At 52.1% G+C, this 24050-nt stretch carries 14 protein-coding genes; 5 read left to right on the top strand and 9 right to left on the bottom strand.

The window, feature by feature from the left end:
- Positions 1-21: 21 nt before the first annotated feature.
- The 5 genes from Pla110_RS02525 to Pla110_RS02505 all read right to left on the bottom strand — a co-directional run bounded on the left by Pla110_RS02525 (position 22) and on the right by Pla110_RS02505 (position 6555).
- Positions 22-1470, bottom strand: a complete 1449-nt coding sequence (locus Pla110_RS02525) for an FAD-dependent oxidoreductase (protein ID WP_144992860.1) — start codon at positions 1468-1470, stop codon at positions 22-24.
- A gap of 65 nt (positions 1471-1535) precedes the next feature.
- Positions 1536-2522 (bottom strand): glycosyl transferase, encoded by a 987-nt coding sequence (locus Pla110_RS02520; protein WP_144992858.1) that lies wholly within the window; start codon positions 2520-2522, stop codon positions 1536-1538.
- Entirely contained in the window at positions 2519-3709 is a 1191-nt protein-coding gene (locus Pla110_RS02515; protein WP_144992856.1) for a DegT/DnrJ/EryC1/StrS family aminotransferase, read from the bottom strand. The genes Pla110_RS02520 and Pla110_RS02515 overlap by 4 nt, the downstream gene beginning before the upstream one ends.
- Before the next feature lie 445 nt (positions 3710-4154).
- The gene (locus Pla110_RS02510) at positions 4155-5135 is read right to left on the bottom strand and encodes an NAD-dependent epimerase/dehydratase family protein (RefSeq protein WP_144992854.1); all 981 of its coding nucleotides are present in this window, start codon (positions 5133-5135) and stop codon (positions 4155-4157) included.
- A gap of 58 nt (positions 5136-5193) precedes the next feature.
- Positions 5194-6555: a PQQ-like beta-propeller repeat protein gene (locus Pla110_RS02505; RefSeq protein WP_144992852.1), complete on the bottom strand. Its 1362-nt coding sequence runs from the start codon at positions 6553-6555 to the stop codon at positions 5194-5196.
- Positions 6556-6805: 250 nt separating this feature from the next.
- On the opposite strand from Pla110_RS02505, the gene Pla110_RS02500 reads away from it, so the two are divergent.
- From Pla110_RS02500 to Pla110_RS02490, 3 genes are all read left to right on the top strand, one after another.
- Positions 6806-8371 carry an arylsulfatase gene (locus tag Pla110_RS02500; RefSeq protein WP_197440455.1) on the top strand — a complete coding sequence of 522 codons (1566 nt, stop codon included), beginning with the start codon at positions 6806-6808 and terminating at the stop codon, positions 8369-8371.
- Positions 8372-8683: 312 nt separating this feature from the next.
- Entirely contained in the window at positions 8684-11125 is a 2442-nt protein-coding gene (locus Pla110_RS02495; RefSeq protein ID WP_231742861.1) for a DUF1549 and DUF1553 domain-containing protein, read from the top strand.
- Positions 11126-11194: 69 nt separating this feature from the next.
- The gene (locus tag Pla110_RS02490; RefSeq protein WP_144992850.1) at positions 11195-12940 is read left to right on the top strand and encodes a PPC domain-containing protein; all 1746 of its coding nucleotides are present in this window, start codon (positions 11195-11197) and stop codon (positions 12938-12940) included.
- Between the two features lie 106 nt (positions 12941-13046).
- Here the strand turns inward: Pla110_RS02490 and Pla110_RS02485 are convergent, their stop codons facing one another.
- Complete coding sequence (locus Pla110_RS02485; protein ID WP_197440454.1) at positions 13047-13559, bottom strand: FKBP-type peptidyl-prolyl cis-trans isomerase; 513 nt, start codon at positions 13557-13559, stop codon at positions 13047-13049.
- 96 nt (positions 13560-13655) lie between these two features.
- The gene (locus Pla110_RS02480; protein ID WP_144992846.1) at positions 13656-14711 is read right to left on the bottom strand and encodes a YheT family hydrolase; all 1056 of its coding nucleotides are present in this window, start codon (positions 14709-14711) and stop codon (positions 13656-13658) included.
- A 725-nt stretch (positions 14712-15436) separates the two neighbouring features.
- On the opposite strand from Pla110_RS02480, the gene Pla110_RS02475 reads away from it, so the two are divergent.
- The gene (locus Pla110_RS02475) at positions 15437-18496 is read left to right on the top strand and encodes a PQQ-dependent sugar dehydrogenase (RefSeq protein WP_144992844.1); all 3060 of its coding nucleotides are present in this window, start codon (positions 15437-15439) and stop codon (positions 18494-18496) included.
- A 30-nt stretch (positions 18497-18526) separates the two neighbouring features.
- Here the strand turns inward: Pla110_RS02475 and Pla110_RS02470 are convergent, their stop codons facing one another.
- Positions 18527-19993 (bottom strand): type I 3-dehydroquinate dehydratase, encoded by a 1467-nt coding sequence (locus tag Pla110_RS02470; RefSeq protein WP_144992842.1) that lies wholly within the window; start codon positions 19991-19993, stop codon positions 18527-18529.
- Positions 19994-20334: 341 nt separating this feature from the next.
- Between Pla110_RS02470 and Pla110_RS02465 the strand changes: the two genes are divergently transcribed.
- Positions 20335-21447, top strand: coding sequence for a WD40 repeat domain-containing protein (locus tag Pla110_RS02465; protein WP_144992840.1), 1113 nt, complete (start codon positions 20335-20337; stop codon positions 21445-21447).
- Positions 21448-21641: 194 nt separating this feature from the next.
- On the opposite strand, the gene Pla110_RS02460 is transcribed toward Pla110_RS02465, so the two are convergent.
- Positions 21642-24026 carry a CehA/McbA family metallohydrolase gene (locus Pla110_RS02460; protein WP_231742860.1) on the bottom strand — a complete coding sequence of 795 codons (2385 nt, stop codon included), beginning with the start codon at positions 24024-24026 and terminating at the stop codon, positions 21642-21644.
- Positions 24027-24050: the final 24 nt, after the last annotated feature.

Here is a 24050-nt window from a genome sequence, read left to right as displayed (position 1 = left end):
CAAATTGGAAACGGCTCGAAGTCAGGAATTGCTTCGGGCCGTTTGCCATTCAATCTCGTGCGGCATGACCTGCTGCGTGATTGAAAGGGCAGCGGCCTTGCCTGCCGCTTCTCCCATGGGAACGGCATTGCCCGTGACCCGGTAACTGGAATGCGCCAGAAAGTCCCCACTGATACATCGTCCCGCCATCAGCAGATTATCGACATCGGCCGAGACCAGAGCGGGGTAAGGAATGTCGTACGATTTCACTCCCTGTTTGCGATATTCGTTGACCTCTTCCGGATTGCCAGCCAGTTCCAGTGAATGAACGTCAAACGGGAACTTCGCGCGGGCGATCGCCTGGGGATGGCGTAACCCGGATACCAGATCGTCTCCCGTAAGAGTATAACGGCCTTTAATCCGCCGTCCTTCTCGGACTCCAATCTGCTCTGCTGTAGCGACGACGGCAATTCCTGACCATGGACCACCTAGTTTTTTCAAACCGGCGACAATCTCAAACACTTCTTTTCGAGCGTTGATAGTCGCTTTCGAAATGGCCCCCGCGTCGAAGGCAGAGACACCGTATTCGTGATTGGTCATTAATGAAAATATACCGTCATGCAAATGGCGCAACGTCGGTGCTCGATACGAAGGGTTGATACCGGCGTCCCGCATCAGTTTGAGAAAGCGTTGTTTAGCCTCACGACCTGTTTCGCGAATGTAAGGTTCCACTTCTTGCGGATCGATCCCTGTCAGTAACGCCATCAAGCTCATGGGTTGACAGTCACAATCATCGTTGAGTCCCACATCGAATTGACAGCCCGCCTGCGCCGCGAGATCGCCATCGCCAGTACAATCGATGAACCGTTCTGCCAACCACGCCTGTCGACCCGATTTGGATTCAGTAATTACCGCAACCAACCGGTTCTGTTCGTCCGTCACCGCACCGACAACCAGCGTATGCAATTGGATTTCAATTCCTGCTTCTACGCACATTTCTTCCAGAACACGTTTGGCCAGTTCAGGGTCGTACACCGTACCAGAACTGGTTTTGGCAACGTCGCTTCCCTGTGCGGATAGAGCCTTCAGGATTTCTTTCATGATGCCCGACTTGTTTCCGGCGTCGAGAATTTTCGTCAACATCCCCGCCGTCCAGACACCTCCCAGACAACCGGCGAACTCGAGAAGTTGCGTCTTCGCTCCCTGCCGCGCGGCCGCCAGTGCCGCCGCGATTCCTGCCGGGCCACCTCCGCAAACCAGAACGTCGCTGGTTCCAGCAACCGGGACGAGTCGACGCTCTTCGCGAAGAAACTCCCCGGAGGGAAGCAATTGGCCCTGAGTGCGGATCACTTCCCCCGTCTTCAAGTCCGGAGCCGACATACCGAGCGCCGGTTCTTCACCATTCGCTCCGTTAGCTCTGAGAAAGGTCACGGGCGAGAGTAGCGCACCCGTTGCCGCCGTTTTAAGAAAGAGCCTTCGTGTCGCCGCCATGATGCACCTTTAAGTTCTGAATGGATTTATCTTGGTGTCAGTGTAACCCGGCTGGAAGAGTCCTGTCAAAAAGAAGCGGTCTCAAGATGCCGCCACGCTTCGGTTTTATACCATTTCCTTTTGAAAAGCCGAGCCAATTCTTTCGGCGATCGATTCCGTTTGGGATAGGAGACCTGAATGCCTTGACCCGACAGTAGTTGAAACGACTCCGTCAAACTGGCTAGATATATGTCGTACAGATAAAGGGCTTCGTTCGGGATTTGATAGCCGGAATACAATCGGCAGTAGCCACCTTGATACAACCGCAATCCATGAAAATGATAAAAGACTGGATCGAGTGGGCCATTCCTTTTTTCTAACTGATGCCCCACATTCCACGGTGCAATAGTCTTCTCTGTTTTCTGGGCGACATGAACGACATCGCCAAACAACGTCGGCCAATCGTCCAGATATTTCTGATCACCAAACTTTCCGTCGACTGGCACCTCCGAACAACATTCCAAACAGCGTGCCTGCCACCAATGAGCGACTTCCAACGCCGCCGGATCACGAGAGAATGTCAAGAACTGCACACAGAAGCGGCCGCTCGTCTCTGTCTGATCATACTCGGGTGCGTAAGCATGTTCGGAGATCAGGATCTGCTTTTTATGCGTCTCCAGTTCGACAAAGAACGATGCCGGTGAATCCAGAAAATATAAATCAGCGTCCAGATAAGTTACCCGACGCACGAAGTCGTTACGCGAAAACACCGCCTCCACTGTGAACGGAGTTAACGTCCAGCAGTACTCCGCTCGACTCCGTGTCGGTTTGACTTCCAGTAACTCGGCGGACTCGATAGTCTTGAGGGGAATCAGATGCAGCTTAGGTAATCTCAATTTACGCAGGGCGAACTCAACTTTCTCATCCAGACAGACAACCCACAATTCCGCCACAGGATAATGCTTCAGCAAGGATCGATAGAGCGAAATCCCCAAAGATAGAAATTGAAGATCGAACAAAGTGACGAAATGTTCGGCGTCTACCGTGCTGGAATGCTGCGCGTCATCACTCATTTCTCTGTGCTACCCTGTTCTGTGCCACCCCTTAGTGTGCTCCACTCCCGACACGCGTGAGTCACCCGTTCAATCTCCCCGTCAGACAATTGCGGATACATTGGCAAACTCAGAACCTGTTCCGCCAGCTTCTCTGTTCGCACAAGGGGCTCGATCAGTTTCTGATGCAGGAGTTGATCATACCGTTTCTGATAAACCGGATGTTGATGCACGGCCAGTGGATAATGAACGGCTGTTTGAATCTGTTGCTTCTCCAAATGTTGTCGCAAACTTTCTCGCTGCGGTGTACGAACGACGTACTGATGGTAGACCGGCTTCGAGTTCGCCAATACCTCCATTGGTTCAATAGAGGTCGACAGTAGGGCATGATTATAATGCTGCGCAATCTTTCGACGACGGCGGGTTTCCTGATTGATATGACGTAGTTTGATACGCAAGATTGTCGCCTGTAGTTCATCCAGGCGTGAGTTCACACCCACCTCATGAGATTGTCTCTGTTCGTCCCATCCGTATTGCCGTAATGCTCTTACCCGTTCTGCTAACCGTAAGTCGTCCGTGGTCACCGCTCCGGCATCACCCAGGGCCGCCAGATTTTTCGTAGGATAAAAACTGAACGCCGCCAGTTTACCGAATGTTCCGACCCGTTTATCTCGATAGCGGGCTCCGTGTGCCTGAGCGGCATCTTCAATAATGGGAAGCGAATATTCTTCCGATAGTACACACAATCGGGACATCTCTGCCGCTAAACCATACAGATGAACCACCACCATCGCTGCGGGTTTCAAACCGAATGAGCGACGCCGAAGTCGTTTTAATGTCTCTTCGAGCGAGTGCGGGCAAATCGTCCCCGTCTCTTCATTCACGTCTACAAAAACGGGAATGGCCCCGCTGCGGACAATCGCATTAACGGTCGCCACGGCCGTCATCGAAGGAGTCAGCACGGCACTTCCCGGTTTAATATCCAGTGCCATCAGCGAGAGCAACAGGGCATCCGTCCCATTCGCCACACCCACAGTATGTTCACATTCCTGCCACTGCGAGAACTCCTGCTCGAAGAGACGAAGTTCTTTCCCCATGAGATAGCGGTCACGCTGCAATGTCTCAATCACCGCCGCATCGATCTCGACCCACCAGGCGTGGTAACCGGCGTGCGGGTCGCATTGTTTGACGGGATGTTGGTCAGTCATGAGGTGTAATTAAACAGTCGTAAAGAGAGAGAGAGAGAGAGAGGGGAGTGTCAGTTTTTTGAACCACCTAGACACGAAGACACGAAGACACGAAGACACGAAGACACGAAGACACGAAGACACGAAGACACGAAGACACGAAGTCACGAAGTCACGAAGTCACGAAGTCACGAAGTCACGAAGTCACGAAGTCACGAAGTCACGAAGTCACGAAGTCACGAAGTCACGAAGTCACGAAGTCACGAAGAGGTTCAAGGTTTTTGATATCGCTCGTTGTATTGGGAACGTTCTTTATGATGGGGCTAATCTGATTGAAAAAAGATAAAGAATAACGAGAGGTCATTAGTGCATCACTACGTTTTGAACTTCCAACCTCTTCGTGCCTTCGAGCCATTGTGTTAAAAACAAATCATCAATTGCTCGACAACACAAATCGCACGCCAGATTAAACATACGAATCCAATCGCTCACGATAATAATCAATCGTTCTCCGCAACCCATCTCGAAGAGAAACCTGAGGTTCCCATCCGAGTTGCTCGCGGATGAGCCGGTCATCAGCATAATAATCACCAATATCAATCCGTTGACGATCGGCGGGAAACTCTTTGCGTTGGAATCTGCCTGAACCATGCTCTTCCGTAAGGAGTAAGGCGAGATCTTCCAGACTGATCACTTCTCTTCCTCCCAGATTAAAGATCTGTCCTGTTGCATTATCGTGAGTCGCGGCCAACATCATGGCATCGAGACAATCATCAATGTACGTGAAGTCACGCAGTTGTGCGCCGCCCCAAACTTCAATCGAATCTCCTTGCAACAACTGCCGAATCCAGACCCCGACGAATGTCTGCCGGGCATCTTTAATTCGCATACAGGGGCCGTACGTGTTCGTTAAACGGAGGACGGTCGTTTTAATGTTATACACATTATTATACAGAATGTGGTACCACTCCCCCGCCATCTTGTTGACACCATTCACGTCGACGGGACGTAGCGGATGTTTTTCATCGACGGGTAGGTAATCGGGTTTACCATACACCTGACGAGTTCCGGCGAACACAATGCGAATGTTTGGGTTTTCCAGACGGCATGTTTCCAGAATAGAAAGTTGTGCCCGCGCATTGATCTCCAAGTCGGTGAACGGATCGTGCATCGAATCAAGATGACTCGTTTGCCCCGCCAAGTTGAACAGGTAATCCTGTCCCTGCACGAGATACCGCAGGCTATGCTCGTCGCGGACATCAGAGATGTTCAGTTTCACTCGATCTGCAATGCCGGCGATGTTTTCGAGGTTCCCTCCGTACTCCGGAATCAAGCTGTCAACGAGGGTAACTTCGGCCCCCTGTCCGACGAGTCGCCGCGCGAGATTCGCGCCGATGAATCCCAGCCCCCCGGTAATAAGTACCCGACTCCCGTCAAACTGAGACATCGCGAGTTCGATCCTTCCTCTGTTTCTTTCGCATCACAATGACGGACGACATGCTCGTTTATTTCTGCAGGCAGTACAGATATTCCTGACGTCCATTTGCTCCCTCTTCCGCCACGCGTAGATAGAGTCGGTCTCCCGAGATGGCCGGAGATGCCATGGCGTTGGTACCGAAACTGCGTTCGGAAACCGATTCGAGTTCGTTGGGATTCTGATTGAGAATCGATCCCATCCCTTGTTCATTAAGAATGATGATCTGATCGCCATCCAGAACGGGGGAAGCAGCGTATCCACTGGATGTTCGCGTTTTAAAAGTCTGCTTGCCCGTCTCTACTTCCCAACAACAGGCGATGCCATCGTCATTAAGTCCCAGTACATGCCCCTTGAATGTGATCAACGAGGGAATATACAACTTCTCGCGAGCCGACCAGATTTTCTCCGCTTTCGCACCCACCCGAATTCCCATTGTTTCCCGTTCCGGGTATCCACCAGAGACAAGTATCAGATCATTCCAGCGAACGGCGGTGCCACAAGTCGATTTGGCTGTCCCTTCAATGCTCCAGCGCGTCTTGCCATTGGCGGGATCGAGGCTGACGACTTCATTCGCCCCGCTCAGGATCATGTGGTCGGTTCCGTCGATATTAAATATGGCGGGTGACGAATAGGTATCGGCCCGAGTCCGCTTGACTCTCCAGGCAACTTTACCCGTCTTGCGATGCACGGCGGTGATGTTGCCCCCACCCGAATGCTCCGAGGCTACAATCACATAGGATTGATACAACACGGGTGAAGGTCCCAGTCCGAAGCGAGAGATGTATGCCCCGGTGGAAGTCTGCCAGAGTTGCTCGCCAGTCAGGCTGTAGGCAGACAAATAGAGCTGTGCATCATTCAGAAACAAAGCGAAGACCCGCTCTCCATCACAGGCGGGTGTCGGAGAAGCATTTGTACTTTTGCGGTGCATCTCTCCATCGGAAGGGAAATTGCCCTGATGCACTTGCCTCGTCCAGAGTTCATCTCCGGAATCACGGTCGAAGGCTAATAGACTTTGTGTTTCGGCGGCGTCATCGGCTGTCGTAAGAAAAACTTGATTCCCATAAATCACGGGAGAAGAATGACCGCGCCCCGGAACTTTGATTTTCCACAGTTCATTTTCGAGACTCGTCCACGGTTTTTCTGCGCTGGCGCTTTCGGACGGTTTTCCATCTTGCGTAGGACCACGCCAATAAGGCCAGTCCGTGGGACCATAATCGAGAGCAGGTAGTTCTTCTCCCGCATCAGTTTGCTCAACCGAGACTTCTTCAACGGGTGTCTCTGGGCGACAACCTGAATAAACACAAAGCATTGCCAACAGGGAGATACAGACCAACATTCTGTTGATCGCTGTTAAGTTTAATCGGTGTTTAAAGAGAGACATCCGTGGCATGAATTTCACTTTCTGACAAATTCGGCGTGGGCGGTCTTATTCTCTCTGCTGTCTTCCGATTTCACAAGCACACACGCGAACTGAATAATCTGGAATTGCTGACTGCCTGCGAGAAAAAGGTGTTGCCCCACTGCCATATCCATTACCATCGATAGACATCCACAATATGAAATACGATATGTATCACTACCAGTGACCTCGCTGTCGCATCGATTTTGCCACTCCTGAACTGAATACAGGTTAATGTTTTATGGACGCTATTTTCCGCGCCGAGATCAACCGTCGCCAAATGCTGGCCGCCAGTTTTGGCAGCTTAGTTGCAGCGTCATTCGGCAAGACAGGTTCCGCCGCTCCTAAAAACCTGAACAAACCAAACATCTTATTTCTGATGTCCGACCAGCATCGAGGAGACTGTGTCGGTGCCGACGGCAACCCGCTCATCCACACACCGAATCTGGATCGCATCGCTAACCAAGGGGCCCGCTGTGCCTCTGCTTATTCCAGCACGCCGACCTGCACCCCCGCCCGCGCGGGCCTGCTGACCGGACTTTCCCCTTGGCGTCATGGCATGCTTGGTTACTTCAAAGTCGCCGAGAAATACCCGAACGAAATGCCCCAGATGCTGCGGGACAATGGTTATTACACGTTCGTTATCGGCAAACTGCACTATACTCCTCAGCGAAATCTGCACGGGTATCACAGTGGGCTGCTCGATGAATCCTTACGCGAACAATCGATCGACTTCCGCAGTGATTACCGATCCTGGTTCTACTCGGTCGCACCAACTAAAGATCCCGATGTCACTGGCATCGGTTTCAATGACTACGATGGAGGTGCGTATCAACTACCGGCTGAACTACACCCAACGCATTGGACGGGCGAAGCAGCAGTTCGCTTTCTGGATAATTACGAGGGAGATCAACCCTTCTTTCTGAAGGTCTCCTTCGCGCGGCCACACAGCCCTTACGATCCACCCCAGAAATGGTGGGATCATTACGAAGACCGCGATCTTCCCAAAGCGGCCGTGGGTGACTGGGCCGATCGCAACGAAGAACCTCAACCTGAAGGCAGCAGTTCGCTCTGGCGGGGTGATCTGGGCGAAGAGCAGGTCCGCAAATCGCGTCAGGGTTATTATGGTTCCGTCTCCTTCATTGATGAACAGATAGGACGCATCCTCGATGCACTCGAAGAACGAGGCGAACTGGAGAACACGCTTATCGTATACACCTCCGATCATGGCGACATGACGGGCGACCACCATCTCTGGCGGAAAGGCTACGGCTACGAAGCCTCTGCCCGTGTCCCGATGTTGGTCCGGTGGCCCAACGGAATGGCCTCCGACGAACGGGGGGTGACCTGGAATCAACCGACGGAACTAAGGGATATCCTTCCGACCTTCCTGGATGCCGCAGGCATTGATGCGAACCCGGCCGACTTTGACGGGAAAAGCTTGCTCAAGCTCGCCCGGGGTGAGAATTCCGACTGGCGGGAATACATCGACATGGAACACGACATCTGCTACCGCCCCTGGATCCACTGGAGCGGTTTAACCGATGGCCGCACCAAGTACCTCTTCCACACACTTGATGGTGAACAACAATTGTTCGACCTGGAGAACGATCCGCATGAATTGAAAAATCTTGCCGGATTACCTGAACATTCCGACGAACTCCGCAAGTGGCGCAGTCGCATGGTGGACCATTTCCAGATCCGCGGTGAGCCCTTCCTGAAAAACGGCGATCTGGCACTCCGACCGAAGAGCAACAAGCTAAGCCCCCATTATCCGGGACCGCCCGTTAAAAAGTCGAATGCGTAATAGCAAAAGCGACCTGGAAAAAGTCAGAAGGTGGCCCAGACAACTCTGCAAGATTGCCTGGGTCACCCGAGCATTGCCTGTAATCCTTGTTTTATACAGATCTGTCTATATCGCACTGTACACTCGAACCGGCAAAAAACCTCTCGTTCAGGGGACAAAATCCGGGTTCAAGTTGCCCCTAACCCCTTTTGGGGCGTATAGTATATGAATAAGCGAGGATTGATATTTCCCACCTGGAGGCACTCCTCACCACTCGCTTCTCTCCCACCCAGCCCGCCTCCCGCAATACAAGTAATAGAGATGCTGAAACGAATGAAGTTTATCTCCGTTCTTTGTCTGACGTTATTGTCACTTCCCCTGACATCCGCACTTGCGGACTCTGCCCCGCTCACCGTCTTTCCGCAAGAGATCCAGCTGAAAGGAAAGCACAGTTACCAGCACATGGTGATTGATCAGGCGGAAGGAGAGTTCGTCACTGACCGCACTCGCGAAGCGACGATTGAGTCGCTGACGCCGGAGATCTGTCGTGTCGAGGAAAACATCATTTTTCCCGTCGACAATGGGACGGGAAAGATCCGAGTCTCCCTCGGCGACCAGACCCAGGAACTGAGCGTAACGGTCACGAATGCCGGCGTCGTACAACAGATCGACTTCAATCGGGATATTATGCCACTGCTGACCCGTTACGGGTGTAACTCTGGCCCCTGCCACGGTAAGGCTCGCGGCCAGAATGGCTTCCAACTATCACTACTCGGGTTTGATGCCGAATTCGATTACAACGCACTCACCAAAGAGACACGTGGGCGTCGCCTGTTCCCCCCTGCTCCCGAACAGAGCCTGATCTTACAGAAAACTTCAGCCGTCATTCCACATGGTGGAGGCAAAAAGCTGGAACCGGGCAGCCTGGAATACAACCTGCTTGCACGATGGATTGCTTCAGGCACGCCTGAAAAGCAACCCGATACGCCTACGCTGGAAAAAGTCACTGTCTATCCGTCCGCCCGGATTATGCAGAACGAAAAAGAACAACAGCTGATCGTGACGGCACACTATTCGGACGGCACTCAGAAAGATGTCACCCGCCTTACTCAATACCAATCGAATGAAGCGGCTATTGCCGATATCGACGAAACAGGCCTGATCACTTCCGGTACCGTCACCGGCAAAGCAGCCGTCATGGCCCGGTACCACAATGTGATCGCCATCTGCAATGTTTCCGTCCCGCTGCCGGGCGACGTCGACGAAAACATCTACGATCAACTTCCCGAACAGAACTTTATCGATGGCCTCGTCTGGAAAAACCTTAAAGAGCTGAAACTGCTTCCCTCCGAACAGGCTCCCGACCATACCTTCCTGCGTCGAGCCTATCTGGACGTCATCGGTCGCGCCCCTACGGCAGCCGAAACACGAGCCTTTTTAACAGATTCTTCCAGCGACAAACGAATTCTTCTGATCGATCACTTACTCGAACAACCCGAATACGCTGAGTTCTGGTCGAGTAAATGGGCCGACCTGCTGCGACCGAACCCTTACCGGGTCGGTATCAAAGCGGTCCTTAATTACGACAACTTTATTCGCGAATCGTTCAGGGAAAACAAACCTTACGACCAATTCGTCCGTGAGCTGGTGACGGCACAAGGCAGTACCTTCCGTAACGGAGCGGTGACCTTATTCCGTGACCGCCGAACTCCAGATGAAGTCACGACCATGGTTGGTCAGTTGTTCCTCGGGATTCGGCTCGATTGTGCCCGGTGCCACCATCACCCATTTGAAATCTGGGGACAGGACGACTTTTACAGTTTTGCCGCTTACTTTGCCCGCGTGAAATATAAAGGGACTGGCCTCTCGCCACCGATCTCCGGTTCGGAAGAGATGATCTACAACGGACCAAGCGGAGAAGTCAAACATCCCCTGACGAATGAGGTTCTTCCTCCGCGGCCGTTATTCGGTGAAGCACCCGAAATTACAGAAGACCTGGATCGACGCGAATCCCTGGCGATCTGGATGACGGCTAAAGAAAACCCGTTCTTCTCTCAGGTGATGGCAAACCGCGTGTGGGCCGACCTGATGGGACGCGGGATGGTCGAACCTGTCGACGACCTGCGTGGAACCAACCCGGCTGTGAACCAGGAACTTCTAACCGCCCTCGGTGAAGATTTCGCCGCTCATGACTTCAATATCAAACAATTAATTCGTCGAATCTGTACGTCCTACGTTTATGGCCTCAGTTCAAACCCGGTCGAACGAAACACGGTTGATACACGGAATTACTCCCGGTATTACCGGCAGCGTTTACGGGCCGAAGTGCTACTCGACTCGATCATTCAGATCACAGGGGACAAACAGAGTTTCCAGGCGATGCCTGCGGGTGTATCGGCGAAAGAATTGTGGACAACGCGAATCAACTCGCTCTTCCTCGATGCCTTTGGACGTCCCGACCCGAACCAGGATCCTCCTTGTGAACGAACGACCGACACGACCATCGTGCAAGCTCTGCACCTGATGAACTCGGAAGAACTTTACAAGAAGGTCACCAGTGACAAAGGGTATGCCGCGACATTGGTCGCGTCGGACAAAACGAACGAACAGATTATAGAAGAACTGTATTTGAGCGTTTATAACCGCTTCCCAGATGCCGAAGAACGGGAAGTCGCGATTTCCATCTACAACGAAGAAGGAGCTGATCGCAAAATGGTCACCGAGGACCTGATGTGGGCCATGTTGAATACGCCCGAGTTTGTATTCAAAGACTGACATCGCATAGAGACTCGGAACAATCACGACCTGCCTCTGTTTTAAACCTCGCCTGGAACCTCGATAACGATGAACCTGCCTTCCGTTCTAAAATTGACTTTATCAATCACTGTGGCACTTAGCCTGTCGCTGGCGACCTCGAGCTATGCTGCCGTTCCTGCGATCAAGGCCCTCGTTCCCATGGGAGGACAGGCCGGAACGACCGTCGTCGTAATGATCGAAGGGACGACTGATAAAGAAAAGCACGCCGCTGTCTGGTCATCCCGTGATGATCTGCAAATCGAACCGGGCGAAAAACCAAACCAGCTGAAGATCACGATCCCTGAGAATGCCGCTCCGGGCTTTGCCTGGATTCGTTTACATACTCCGGAAGGGGCTTCCAACCTGCGTCCGTTTCAAATCGGCACCATTCCCGAAGTCACGGAAACGGAAAAGAACAACGAACTGGACGAAGCCTTTGTCATCGAACCTCAAACAGTAGTCGTCAACGGTGTATTAAGCTCGGGGGCCGATGTCGATGTTTACCGCGTTCACCTAGAACCGGGACAAACCGTCGTGGCCCGCATGCAGGCCAACTCGCGAATGGGTTCGCCGATGGACTCCGTGATGCAGGTCGTCTCGCCTCGTGGATTTGTACTGAAACAATATGACGACGACCTGGGTGTGGATCCCATGGCCGTCTACACCGCTGCCGAAGCGGGCGATTATTACCTGCGTCTGTTCTCCTTTCCCTCCAAACCGAATCAGTCGATCTCGTTCTCCGGTTCCAGCAACTACACTTACCGCCTGATGGTGACGACCGGCCCTTACGTCGATCACACCACGCCCCTGTCTGTTTCCGCCAGCGAACCGACCGCTCTCAAATTATTCGGTTGGAACCTGCCACGCGAGTTGCACGAAGTGACGTTAACTCCCACTGAAGACGCGACATCCGTGAAGTATCATCACGAGCAGATCGCCAATGTGGTCGAACTGGAACAAACAAAATACCCGCAAATTATCGAGCGAGAACCAAACGAAAAAGAATCTCCTCAGGCAATCACGCTTCCCGCAGTGATTACAGGCCAGATTCACGAACGCAAAGATAATGACCGCTTCCAGTTCACAGCAGCGAAAGGGAGCCTGTACCAGATCCGCATGACTTCACGCGAGAAAGGCTTTCCCCTCGATCCGCTCGTCCGTATCTACGACAGCGAAGGTAAAGTTCTCAAAGAGGTGGATGACATCTCCCGTGACAATGTCGACTTTGATTTCGACTTCACGTTTCCAGCAGACGGCGAATACACTATCGACGTTCGTGATCGATTCGATTTCGGTGGGTATCGCTTCGTCTATCGTTTGGAAATCATCCCAGCCGAACCCGCATTCGACGCGACGGTCGCCGCGACCAAATTCACTTTGAAAGGTGGCGAAAAACTGGAGTTGCCAGTCACCATCACACGCAAACGAGGTTACGCTCAGAAACTAAGGTTCGACGTCAAGGGACTTCCCGAGGGAGTCACTGTCGAAGCCCCCGTTTCCGAGCCTACAGGAGATTCCTCCAAGAAGGTTACCTTGGCACTGAACTCGCCTTATGATTTGACTGCCTCGACTCCCTTGGAAATCGTTGCTGTCCCCGTCTTAACAGAAACTGTCCCCAACGAAACGCCCAACGCCGAAAACAGCGAGCCACAAACGCGTGAAGTCGATGGCCCTGCTCAACCGGTCGTCGCGACCGTCAGCGAGATGTCACAACAAACTTCGGACCTCTGGCTGACAGCGATCGCGGGAGAGAAACCCAAAGAAGAACCGAAGCCGGAAGAGAAAAAGGAATAATCCTGGTTCACTATTCCGCTTACGGTTTATCCTGGCAAGCAGAAGATAAACAAAAAAGCACGTCGTTCCCGGGAGCGACGTGCTTTTTATTTGTAGTAGATTCTGCTTACTTAATTTTCAGTAACTCGACCGTAAAATGCAAAGTCGAGTTGGGCGGAATTTGACCTGCCTGTTGGCTTCCGTAGCCTAAATTGGCCGGAATTTCCAGTTCGATTTCTCCACCTTCGGAAACATAGGTCATTCCTTCCGTCCATCCAGGAATCACGCCTGTAAGAGGAAAGCTGATCGGTTCACCACGACCATAGGAACTGTCAAACTCTTTCCCATTATCCAACCAACCGCGGTAATGCACGGTGACCTCATTGGACGAGGCCGGTTTTTTGCCTTTGCCTTCCTTAAGGATGCGATATTTCAATCCGGAATTGGTGGTGACCCACTCAGCGGTGGAGTCACTATGATCATGATCGTGGTCATGCCCATCGCCATGATCATGGCCTGCTTCATTTCCCACTTTAATGGGATCGAGCTGGCGTCCTCGCAGAGCCTGGTTAGAACCCCACTCGCAACCGGTCAGAACTAAGGAAAGCCCAACACATAAACAGGACAGGGAGCGCAACATAACGGCGACATCTCCGGCAATAGCCATGCAGGTTTGAGAAATTTGGTCGATCAATAATTGCTCTGCCTACGCAGGCAACTGATTTACCTTAAGCCGTTAGCAGTCCGATTGCAAATGGCATTCGGTTTTCCGGCGATGATGGTGAGGAGCAGGTACAGCAGAAGGTTTTTCCGGATTCGGGCGACCATGTTTGTCCAACCATTCCAGAATTCGCCAGTCCATCCAGTGATGGTCAGGGTCTCCCCCCCGTTTTCCACGGTATCCCAAGTGGCCGCCATGAGGTGCAACGTGCAGGGTGACTGCCGGATGAGTATCGAGTCCCTCAAACATCCTCACGGGAATCAGTGGGTCGTCATTCGCGGTTAATAGCAGACTGGGCAAGCGGATTTGACTCATGATCTGCCGACTACTGGTTTCCGCATAATAATGCTCCGCCGAATCGAAACCGGACATGGGAGCCGTATAGGCATCATCCAGTTCGTAAACTGTCTGCGGAATTCTGTCGAATTTGATCTGATCGTGAATAGGATCGTGTTCGCTCAGCAGTTGGATATGTTTCATCAGCCGTTTGGTAAAGTAGCGATCATAGAACCGGCCCAGTATTGAATCGAGCGCCTGCACGGAAAGATGCAGATCGATGGGTGGGTTCACGGCGACCGCTGTAACCAGATGTTCGGGTAGGCTGTCAGGATCTTCAGCCAATGTACGCAGGACGATATTTCCACTCAGGGAATACCCGACCAGCGAAATAGGTGAGTTGGGAGCCATCTGATGGATATACTCGATCGATTCCAGCAAGTCCTGAGATCGTCCAGCATGATAGGGAAATCTTGCCAGCCCGAAGCCAGCGCCACAGTTCCGCAAGTCTTTGCGGAAGGTACGAAATCCCATCTTGTTCAGTTTATCGGAAAGACGGACGAGGTAGGAACTCAGGTACGACCCCGTCAGTCCGTGCGTCATCAGGACGATCGGATCTCCATCCTGCCACTGCTCTGGCTCATCATCGTGTAACACGACCTGATCCCCATCAGACAAATTAATCCGATGCTGGCGCGCAGCGTAGGCGGGGAGCAGTTCAGTAAAGAAGGCAGGCAGGATCGTCTGCAAGTGAGGATTGCGGAGCAATCGCGCCGGCTTGAAAATCGGAAACACTCTGTTTTCTTTCTACACGAAGGCGAACATCGATGGTCGTCTCGGAGAATTAGACAGCAAAAGCGGAATATCCGAAATGCGAGTCTTTCGAATTCCTATTGAATCTGGAAAGAATTACACAAAAATAAGCGACATCCATACCAGTAGGCAAGCGAAACTCCAACGGAAGCAACAAGTTGGAAACGGTACAACCCATTTTTGGGCCCACGGGAATCTACTTTCTCTCGCCTTCTCCGATAGCCAAAATGCTCATTTTTGCGATTTCTGTGCTATAGTTTTCCTGAATGGAAACGGCGATTTATGCTGCACACCAACGAACATACAGTTCTTTTGTTCACACCTCCCTTCTCAATGACCCTTGGGTAAAGCGGTACAATGGGCAATTGAACAATTGAAAAGAGACTATTGGTGGTGGTATGTTGGAAGTTCCACATTAGTATTTACGGTCGTCACTGGCCTCTGTATGCGACTTCCATCCCAAGATTCCGCTTCCCGCTCATCTGCCAATCGATTCGGCCCTTCTGGCGATAACTGGACGGGCAGGTTTTTCAAACCTGCATTCAGAACCGATACGCCCGCTGATTCAGCTGACAGAGAAGCCGCTCCCCCAATCTGATCCGTAGACAACGTCTCGATTTATAGAAGGCTGCTCAATTCAAAACGAGCCCTAACCTTCACAGACATACATTCTTACCGATTCAATCTATCATCTGAGAGGACTTTCGATGCGGCGTCACCGAAACGGCATCGTCACCATTCTGGTTCTATTTCTGCTGACAAGTCTGCCCCTGGCAGTCACCATGGCTGAAGAACCTGTCAGCGACCTGTTCCAGCTGAAAGAACGCGTTCCGCTCACCACCTCCAATGTGATCGGTTCTCCAGAACCACCGAAACCGTACCGGCTAAAACGCGCTTATCCGCAGTTGAAGTTCGATGAACCCGTCGCGATGGTGGCAGAACCAGGAACCAATCGAATGATTGTGGTTCAATTCGGCGGTCAGATCGTCGCGTTTGAAGATGGAACCAAAGGGACAGAGCTAACGGAAGTCTTCAACATTCATACACCGAAGTTGCGACGTGACCCATACAACATCACGTTCCATCCGAACTACATTGAGAACAGACGCTTATACCTCTTCGTCGAAGTTCGAACCAAACAAGTTGATAACTCAGAGCGAATCGAAGTCTACGAGTTCAAGATGCAGGAAGGCGAGAACGCCAAAATCGATCCCAATTCCGAACGGATGATTGTCAGCTGGAAATCACGCGGTCATACCGGCGGCGGCATCACTTTCGGACCGGATGGATATTTCTACATTTCAACCGGGGATGGAACTACGGGCTCCGACGTCAACGTGACGGGCCAGGACATCACTGACCTGCAAGCCGGTATCCTGCGACTCGACGTCGACAATTACGAAGAAGGCCAGGCCTACTCGATTCCTGAAGACAATCCTTTTAATCATATTCCGGAAGCACGTCACGAACTATGGGCCTATGGCCTGCGAGCCCCTTGGCGTATGGACTGGGACCTGCCGACCAACACACTCTACATCGGCGACGTGGGCCAGGATGTCTGGGAAATGATTCACGTCGGTAAGAAAGGTGCCAACTACGGTTGGAGTGCTACCGAAGGTGGGCTTCCCTTCATTCCTGAACGAGAAAAAGGGCCTTCCGAAATCACCAAACCGATTGCTTCACACCACCACACCGAGTCTCGTTCGATTACGGGCGGGTACGTCTATCGCGGACCGGATCTTCCGGAACTGCAGGAAGCCTACATCTACTGCGACTATGCCACAGGAAAAGTCTGGGGACTGCGTTACGTCGATGGAGAAGTAACCTGGAACGAAGAATTAGCGGACTCGTCTTACAGCATAGCCACCTTTGGCCTCGACCATCAGAATGACCTCTTCCTGGTCGATTACGCCGACGGCATTCTATTACAGCTGGAACCAAACCCGTATGTCGATCACAAGGTCGATTTCCCTAAGACACTCTCTGCGACCGGTTTATACGAATCTGTTCCGGAAAACAAACCGGCTGCTGGAGTCGTGAAGTATGAAACAGTCGCTCCTGGTTTTCATGACGGAGCGAAAGAAGAACTTTGGCTCGCCATTCCCGGCAACGACTGGATCAAAGAATCGAAATGGAATGGATGGGACTTCCAGAATGGCGCTGTCGCCCTCCAAACGCTGACACTCGAACTCGAACCGGGGAAGCAAACTCGCGTTGAAACGCGACTCCTGACCCGTCAGGAAAACGAATGGCTCGGCTATTCTTATCTCTGGAACGACGAACAAACCGAAGCCACCCTGGTGGAAAAGAACGGTCGTAAGGTCGAATTATCCGAAGCCGACCCGCTGAATACTGGCCAGACTCGCAAACGGACCTGGAACATTCCCAGTCGCGCCGAGTGCATGTCCTGCCACTCTCGACAGGCCAAATTCGTCCTCAGCTTGAATTCACTTCAGCTTGATATCGAGCGCGAAGTCGATGGAAAATTGGTCAGTCAGATCACAATGTTCAATGACCTCGGTTTCTTCAAGGAACCGCGTCAGGCAACCAAGGCGGAACGCCCTGCTCCTCCCAAGGTGGAGTCGGCTCGTATTCCAACCCTCGCCGAACGGAGCACCCCTCGCAAACCAACCAAAGCGGAAGTAACAAAAACTTGGGATTTTTCATTAGTTAACCCCTACGATGAATCTGCCGACCTGCACATGCGAGCCCGTTCTTATCTGCATATCAACTGCGCTCATTGCCACGTGAAAGATGGTGGTGGCAACGCGAAAATGGAACTGGAGCTGAACAAACCTGATCGCTATACCAACATCATCGGTGTTAAACCCCTGCAAGGTACGTTCGATCTAGCAGATGGACTGCTTATCGCACCCGGCGAACCCTCAAGGTCTGTGCTCTTCTATCGCCTTTCAAAAATGGGAAGTGGGCACATGCCCCAAGTCGGCTCCCATCAGGTCGATCCTCAGGCGCGTCAGTTCCTGCACGACTGGATTTTGACATTGGAGTCAGACGCAGACACACCTGATCCTTCCTTTGAAACAATCTCACTGCAGCAGCAGAACAAAGATACGATTCAATTCCTGACTGATTCCCCAAATGCTCCTGAAACTGAAGTCCAGGCAATGCTGGAGTCGCTGCTGTCGACGCCCACAGGTGCCATGCAGGCACTGCACGCTTACGAGCAAGATCAGTTCTTGCCCGGAATTGATGACAAGATGTTAACCGTCGCCACAGGTGGCTCGTTCGCCGCCGCACGTGATCTCTTCGAGCGATTTCTACCAGAAGAACTTCGCCTGAAACGGCTCGGTACCGATTTCGATATCGCCACTCTGCTGGCTCAGCCCGGCAACGTAGACCGTGGTCGGGAACTCTTCACCCGGACTGCTGGCATTCAATGCCGAAACTGTCATACCGTCGGTGAAGACAAACCAGCGCTTGGACCAGACCTCGCGAAGATCGGTGAGAAATACACTCGTGAGCAGATCCTGGAAAGCATTCTGGAACCGTCAAAAAAAATCGAGGACAAGTACAAAGGGTACATCGTCGGTAACGAGGACGGCTTGGTTTTCTCAGGGATGATTGTCAATCGGGGACCCGATGGGATTGTCGTTCGAGACAATGAACTCAAAGACCACACCGTCCCCGAAGACGAAATCGACTTTGTCGAAGAACACAAGAAGTCGCTCATGCCCGAGCAAATGTTCCGCGACCTGACCGCAGAACAAGCGGCCGACTTGCTGGAGTACCTTTCTTCGCTGAAATAACTTCGGCATCGCGACTGGAATCAGGATGACTTACTCATCCTGTTTCCACAGTTCGCGGACTTCGTCCTGTTCAAGCCGATCTCCCGTGGTCGCTTTATACCAGGCGCGGATCAGGTCGAAGAAGATACCGTCGCAGGGAACGATTTTACTCTGATGCTCTTCCGCTCCCTTACCAAGCAGGGAGAGCTCCGGCATATTGGTCAGATCGAGGACGACCATATTCGGACGGAAGAACGATGGATTCAATTCCTGCCGACCTGCTCCCGAACTGACTTCCGCATCGGCCAGAATGATGACGTCTGCCAGGGTTTCGTAAATCGCATGGAACGGAACATGACGGCAATCGAACATTTCTGCGAGCCGCTGTCCCTCTTGTTCTTTGGGAGAGGACAGACTGAGAATTCCCTTTCGCCGCTGCACGCCAAAAGCAACCGCCTGCGCCATGCCGGTCGCCCCCACAACAATCACATTCCGTCTGTTGAGTGGTCGAGGGTCCTGCTCATCCTGCTGCAAAACATCTTCCAGTCCCCGCAGCACACTTCGCCAGATAAAGTTATACCCTTTCCACTGGCCCTCATGCTGAATCAGTAGGTCACAGTATTTCGACTGCTGCGCCGACTCGTCCAGTTCATTAGCAAAACCGGACATCGCCACTGCCATCTCGGAGCCGATGAGAAGCGCATGGATCTTCAACGCGTTGAGTAGTTTTTCCAGATGTGAATGATCCTGACCAATGAGAAACGGCAAACAACAAAGGTGATGATCGTGGGCCGCGTAAGCCCGGTTCAGCGTCCGTGCAACTCTGTTTTGAATGTCTCCGAATCCAACCATCCCCATGAAACGTGTTTTGGAATTGATCTCCTGAATTTGATAAACATCCCGCAAGTCCCAGACCGACGGTTGTCCTGGAAAAGACTCGCGGCCGGGCTCAAGCGCGGCATAGGTCCAGGGCGACCCGTACTTCTTCGTTAGAAGAGAGAACATCAGGCTCGCCGCTCCTTCCACTACGGGAATGATCGGCACAGTCTGTTTTCCCGTAAGCAGTTTCAACAGGGGCCACGCTTCTTCCAGCGTGTGTGCTTCGGTAACCAGTTTGACATAATCAGCATCCTGATTTGCAGCTTCTAGATAAGCACTCTGCCATTCCTCACTACTCCACCGCGAACCACGAACGCTGACGACCCGCTTCGTCTTCCCATAACGGGGTATCGAACTTGCAATCGACGTATCGAGTTCAACATACATGGGTTCTGCCACAATCGCCAGCTTAAGCATCTGCACCCGCTCCGCAGACGAGCCACTGAATGCGCCTCCCTCTTCTGGTGTCCGGCAGGAGATAATCATCGGTGTCTCCACCGTGTGCGCCAGCTTACCGACATCGGGTTCTTTGATGAGATGATCGAGGCAAAGCTCGATCACATCGCAGTGATGCGACGCATTCAACAAATCAGCCGCCGCCAATCTGCGGGAAGTGGGAATGACAGAAACGGTAAGCATGAGAGCGCCGAGCTCCTTTTCAGAAAGCAGGAGAAACGAGGAGCGGAGAGGCCGAAATCTCGAAAATGACAGACAGAAGCCAGTCTATGTGCGAAGAAATTGACCTAGATGGTTAATAGAGATTCAATTATCATTCTTCATGATGTGTTCATTAGAAATTAGCAGAGCCTGACTCGGTACTCGCAAGGAGATTCGCCAAGCCGCTCACTATCCTCGATTCTACTTTGTCTGAGCCAACTTACCAGCGAATAATAATGGGAGAGACGGAGATGCGAACTGATTTAAGACAGCATTGTCGGAAACCTCTATGGACCTCAAGCCTGCTTTTCCTATCGATTTGCATGCTTCTGGCACCGGTTCTCGAAGCCGATGAGACAGCATCCGAAACCGAACAGGCGGAAAACAAGATTCACGGGATTGTCATTCGGCCCGAGATCGAAAAAATCCACTTTCGCCCACCCACTAATCACCCAAGAAAGAAGCCTCTTTTTTCCTTCTTCAATAAATCAAAAATGCCGCTGGAGCTCTTTCTTCCAAGTCGAGAAGACATCCAGTTCCTGAGACTTCTGGATCCCGACCATCAAAGTAATCAGCAAGTATTCTTCAACGCATCCCAACCACGAGCTGTGCCCATCAACCGCAATCGCTTGCGCTATCTTTCCGATGTAAAGGGAGAGGGTATGTACTCCCTGAGAAGCTATCCTGGTGACGAACTTCTGCGTCAGCCCGAGGAGGGAGAGCGATTCGTTGAATTTTCAAATGATGGTAAATCTCTGTTCGCGCAAAAGAGGGTTGCAGATCAACTCACCCAACTAATTCGTGTTTACGATTCCACTTCTGGAGATCGAATTCACGAAATTACCGTCCCGTGCTTTGATCGAATTTACTTCTCTCCTGATGGCTTCCGATTCGCCGCAAGAGACGCGCAAACGGAATCATACGATTATAAAATCTGGGAGACCCGCACTGGAAAACCTGTTTGCACGCTTGAAGGGACTGATAGCCTCAGTCCTTATACGGACCCGGTGCAATTCGAATCAAAGAATTCCTGGTCACCCGATGGTCAGTATTTTTTGAATGTCGAGAGCAACAACAAATTTGACGTCGGAGTCTGGGATACGACCACCGGCAAATGCACGCGAACGCTGGATTTTCCGTGGAACATCTCCACCGCGCGATATTCGCCCGATGGTTCCCAAATTCTCGTGGTCGGAGGGATGGAGAAAAAGTTCTCCAAAGAGGTGAGAATCAATGGAGTGCTCTACGATGCCCGGACGGGTGACACCATTCGCTCGTTCGTTACTACAGACGATTATGTTCCCGATGCCGCTTTTTCGCACGACGGGAAATTTATCTTCGCCACAGGTCAGAATCTGAAGGGCCTCTATGTCTGGAGAGTCAGCGAGGATTCAGAAGAAAACGGGGACGTCTCCAAATCTCGAAAAGCGAGATAATTCCTCCGGGGTGGCCCAGACAATCTCGAGGAGTTGTCTGGGTGCCGCAGGCACACTTAAGCGTAGAATGTTCTATGACGAGAAAGGTCTCACGGAGCGTCTTTCATCGAATTCTATTCATCACTTGAGTGTTGCTACGCAACCCAGACATCGCTGACGCGATTGTCTGGGCCACCCTTTTGTTCTTCAGCAGTTTACTCTGCGACTGCGTCGGCGATTATCTTGTCGTATGCTTCTCGCGCTCGTTGATAGGCGGCATCAGCGGCCTCCATTTCGCTCTCGCGGAAGCGACCTTTTTTGGATTCCCAACAAACGTCGACGGCTTCGCGGCACCATTCGGCACTGCGGCGACTGGCACGAATAGGTTGATCGCCGACTTTTATGAAGACCGCATTTGTGTGTACCGACGGAAAGATTCGTACCGCAACCCAACTCGAATGTTTGATTTCGACAGGAACGGTAATGCTATTGATCTCGCCATCCGCTTCGATCTCTTGCGAGTGAACCGGGTACCCGTTGACGATCACTTCCACGGGCACTTTGCGGCTCTCGTCAATTCGCGCCCGCTCCAGGTGCCAGTACGGTTTTTCATCCAACCGTTTCCCACGAATCCGTTCCGACTCTTCGTTGGGTTGCTCCGCTTGCAACAGGGCAGTAACGTCGAACTTCACTTCCACTTCACCCGGTTTAGCGAGGGCGACTTCGCTCAAGTGTCCGCTCTCACCCGCTTCCCCCACTGGGGTACCGTTGACCTGGAAGTCATAGACGTGGCTTAGTCCGTCGGTGCAGTAGCTGCGACCATCCTTAAGACCGTGTACCCAGTTCGCAAAGTTCAAAGGTTGATCCTCATCCAGCTTCACATAGATCCGGCCAAGGCCTACCTTGTCACCATAGATACAGGGGAAGTCGGTCTCGCCACTGATGACGGTCCGATATCCACAGTTGAGCGTGTGATACCAGATATTAAGTTCCCAAACACTGGGGGTATCTACTGCCGAGATGAAATCACAAACACCTTCGTTCACGGCGACGATATATTCATTCGCCCCAATGCCATCGAAGGGAGGCATCGCGTAGTCGGGGAGTTTGTCGGCCGCTTTTCCTTTTTTGTTGGGAATTCGTCGACCGCGATCATCATAGTCGGGCAACGCCAATCCCCAACCGCTATGGCTGTAACCGACGACGCCTCCCTGCTCTTTTCCCCATTTGAGTACCGGAACGGTCCAGGTCGGCCAGTCTTCGAGAACTTCGGTCCCAGGATAATCGTCTTCTGCCAGTTGCAACAGGCAAAGGTGACCCGCATGCGAGGAAGGAAACCCGCTGACTTCGACATCGTACCGCATCAAATAGTCTTCGGTAGAAAGCTCATTCGTTTTGCCTTCGAAGAACTGTTTTTGAGTGTACCAGCAAGGCCCCCAAGTCAGCACACAACCGACATTCAAGTCTTCGCCCAGAATGTGCCGCATCATGTCCGCGGGGGTAACCCCTTCCGTTGGGCTGTCGTAGTGGGAACATCCGGCTGCATGAACGTGATGATCGCCCGAGTACCAATTTCTTTTCGCCGCATAAGTCCAGCGGTTAAGTTCAAACTTTTCTGTTTGCTCTTTGACTCCTGCTTTGACTTCAACCTGTTTGGTTTGAATCAGATACTCCGGACCACGTTGATAGGTCACGGAATAGTTACCCGGAGGTAGCGGAACCGATTCCCCATCGCCCCGATAGATTTGATCATGAAAGAAAAAGTCCGGAGCCAGTCGTCTGGCCGGGTTGGGATAGACGCGTCCTTGATCATCTTTAATCACGAACGAGGCGAGGCAAGGTTTGCCATCGGTATCTTTCACATCAAAGGTAACCTTCGTCGCCGGCAGACAGGTAAACAACACAGAGACTTCATTACGAAAACCTATGTCCTGCGTTCCCTGCCCCACATTAAACCCGATCTTGGCTTCCCGTTTTCCCGCGTCGCGACTGTTTAACTGCATGATGCGGTACTCAACGGCTAACCCGGAGAGCTTCGGCATCAACGGTTGCTTGTCAAACATTTCCACTGACAGAAATCGATCCGGAATCGTTTCCGGGTCAACCAGATCCTGATCAGTCTGGGGCCGTTCGCGTGAACCTCGTCCGCGCTCGTAAACGGGTTGATCATTCGGACTCTCTGGAACCAGCTTCGGTGTAATTCCGGCGTCGTTGTTGACCTTAACAAGAAAAGTTCGCCACCCCTGTTCGATCAGCTCTTTCGGTGCCGGTCCTGTACTGACGGAAACCCGGCTTTCAGCGTTGATCTTCACCCCAATCAACGTATGTGGATCCAGAATCTGTTGAATCTCCATCACCGCCCCACGGGCATCTTTGTTTTTATAAGCGGCTTCGAGCTTCTGTAGCTCGGCTTCACTGAGTGGAGTCCCTACATATTCGAGGGCTTCCACCAATCGCTTGGTTGCCGCCACAAATGGCTGCTTCTCAACGTAATCGATGATCGCCAAACCCTCAGCCGGATCAGCGGCACGAAGTATTGAGGGTGACCCCAGAAACTGAAAACAGAACAGCAATCCCCAAAGAAGTTGTCGGCTGCGCATGGTCAGCACCTTTCTTTCGGTTGT

It is taken from the genome of Polystyrenella longa (assembly GCF_007750395.1).
Lineage (GTDB): Bacteria > Planctomycetota > Planctomycetia > Planctomycetales > Planctomycetaceae > Polystyrenella > Polystyrenella longa.
Note: the sequence above shows the minus strand (reverse complement) of the source record. Positions and strands in the feature narration are given on the sequence as shown.

Excerpts from the sequence above, each read along its gene's own strand:
- Pla110_RS02500 (WP_197440455.1), top strand. The coding sequence starts at position 6,806 with ATGGACGCTATTTTCCGCGCCGAGATCAACCGTCGCCAAATGCTGGCC.
- Pla110_RS02475 (WP_144992844.1), top strand. The coding sequence starts at position 15,437 with ATGCGGCGTCACCGAAACGGCATCGTCACCATTCTGGTTCTATTTCTG.
- Pla110_RS02490 (WP_144992850.1), top strand. The coding sequence starts at position 11,195 with ATGAACCTGCCTTCCGTTCTAAAATTGACTTTATCAATCACTGTGGCA.
- Pla110_RS02520 (WP_144992858.1), bottom strand. The coding sequence starts at position 2,522 with ATGAGTGATGACGCGCAGCATTCCAGCACGGTAGACGCCGAACATTTC.
- Pla110_RS02460 (WP_231742860.1), bottom strand. The coding sequence starts at position 24,026 with ATGCGCAGCCGACAACTTCTTTGGGGATTGCTGTTCTGTTTTCAGTTT.
- Pla110_RS02505 (WP_144992852.1), bottom strand. The coding sequence starts at position 6,555 with ATGCCACGGATGTCTCTCTTTAAACACCGATTAAACTTAACAGCGATC.
- Pla110_RS02495 (WP_231742861.1), top strand. The coding sequence starts at position 8,684 with ATGAAGTTTATCTCCGTTCTTTGTCTGACGTTATTGTCACTTCCCCTG.
- Pla110_RS02470 (WP_144992842.1), bottom strand. The coding sequence starts at position 19,993 with ATGCTTACCGTTTCTGTCATTCCCACTTCCCGCAGATTGGCGGCGGCT.
- Pla110_RS02515 (WP_144992856.1), bottom strand. The coding sequence starts at position 3,709 with ATGACTGACCAACATCCCGTCAAACAATGCGACCCGCACGCCGGTTAC.
- Pla110_RS02510 (WP_144992854.1), bottom strand. The coding sequence starts at position 5,135 with ATGTCTCAGTTTGACGGGAGTCGGGTACTTATTACCGGGGGGCTGGGA.
- Pla110_RS02525 (WP_144992860.1), bottom strand. The coding sequence starts at position 1,470 with ATGGCGGCGACACGAAGGCTCTTTCTTAAAACGGCGGCAACGGGTGCG.
- Pla110_RS02465 (WP_144992840.1), top strand. The coding sequence starts at position 20,335 with ATGCTTCTGGCACCGGTTCTCGAAGCCGATGAGACAGCATCCGAAACC.
- Pla110_RS02485 (WP_197440454.1), bottom strand. The coding sequence starts at position 13,559 with ATGTTGCGCTCCCTGTCCTGTTTATGTGTTGGGCTTTCCTTAGTTCTG.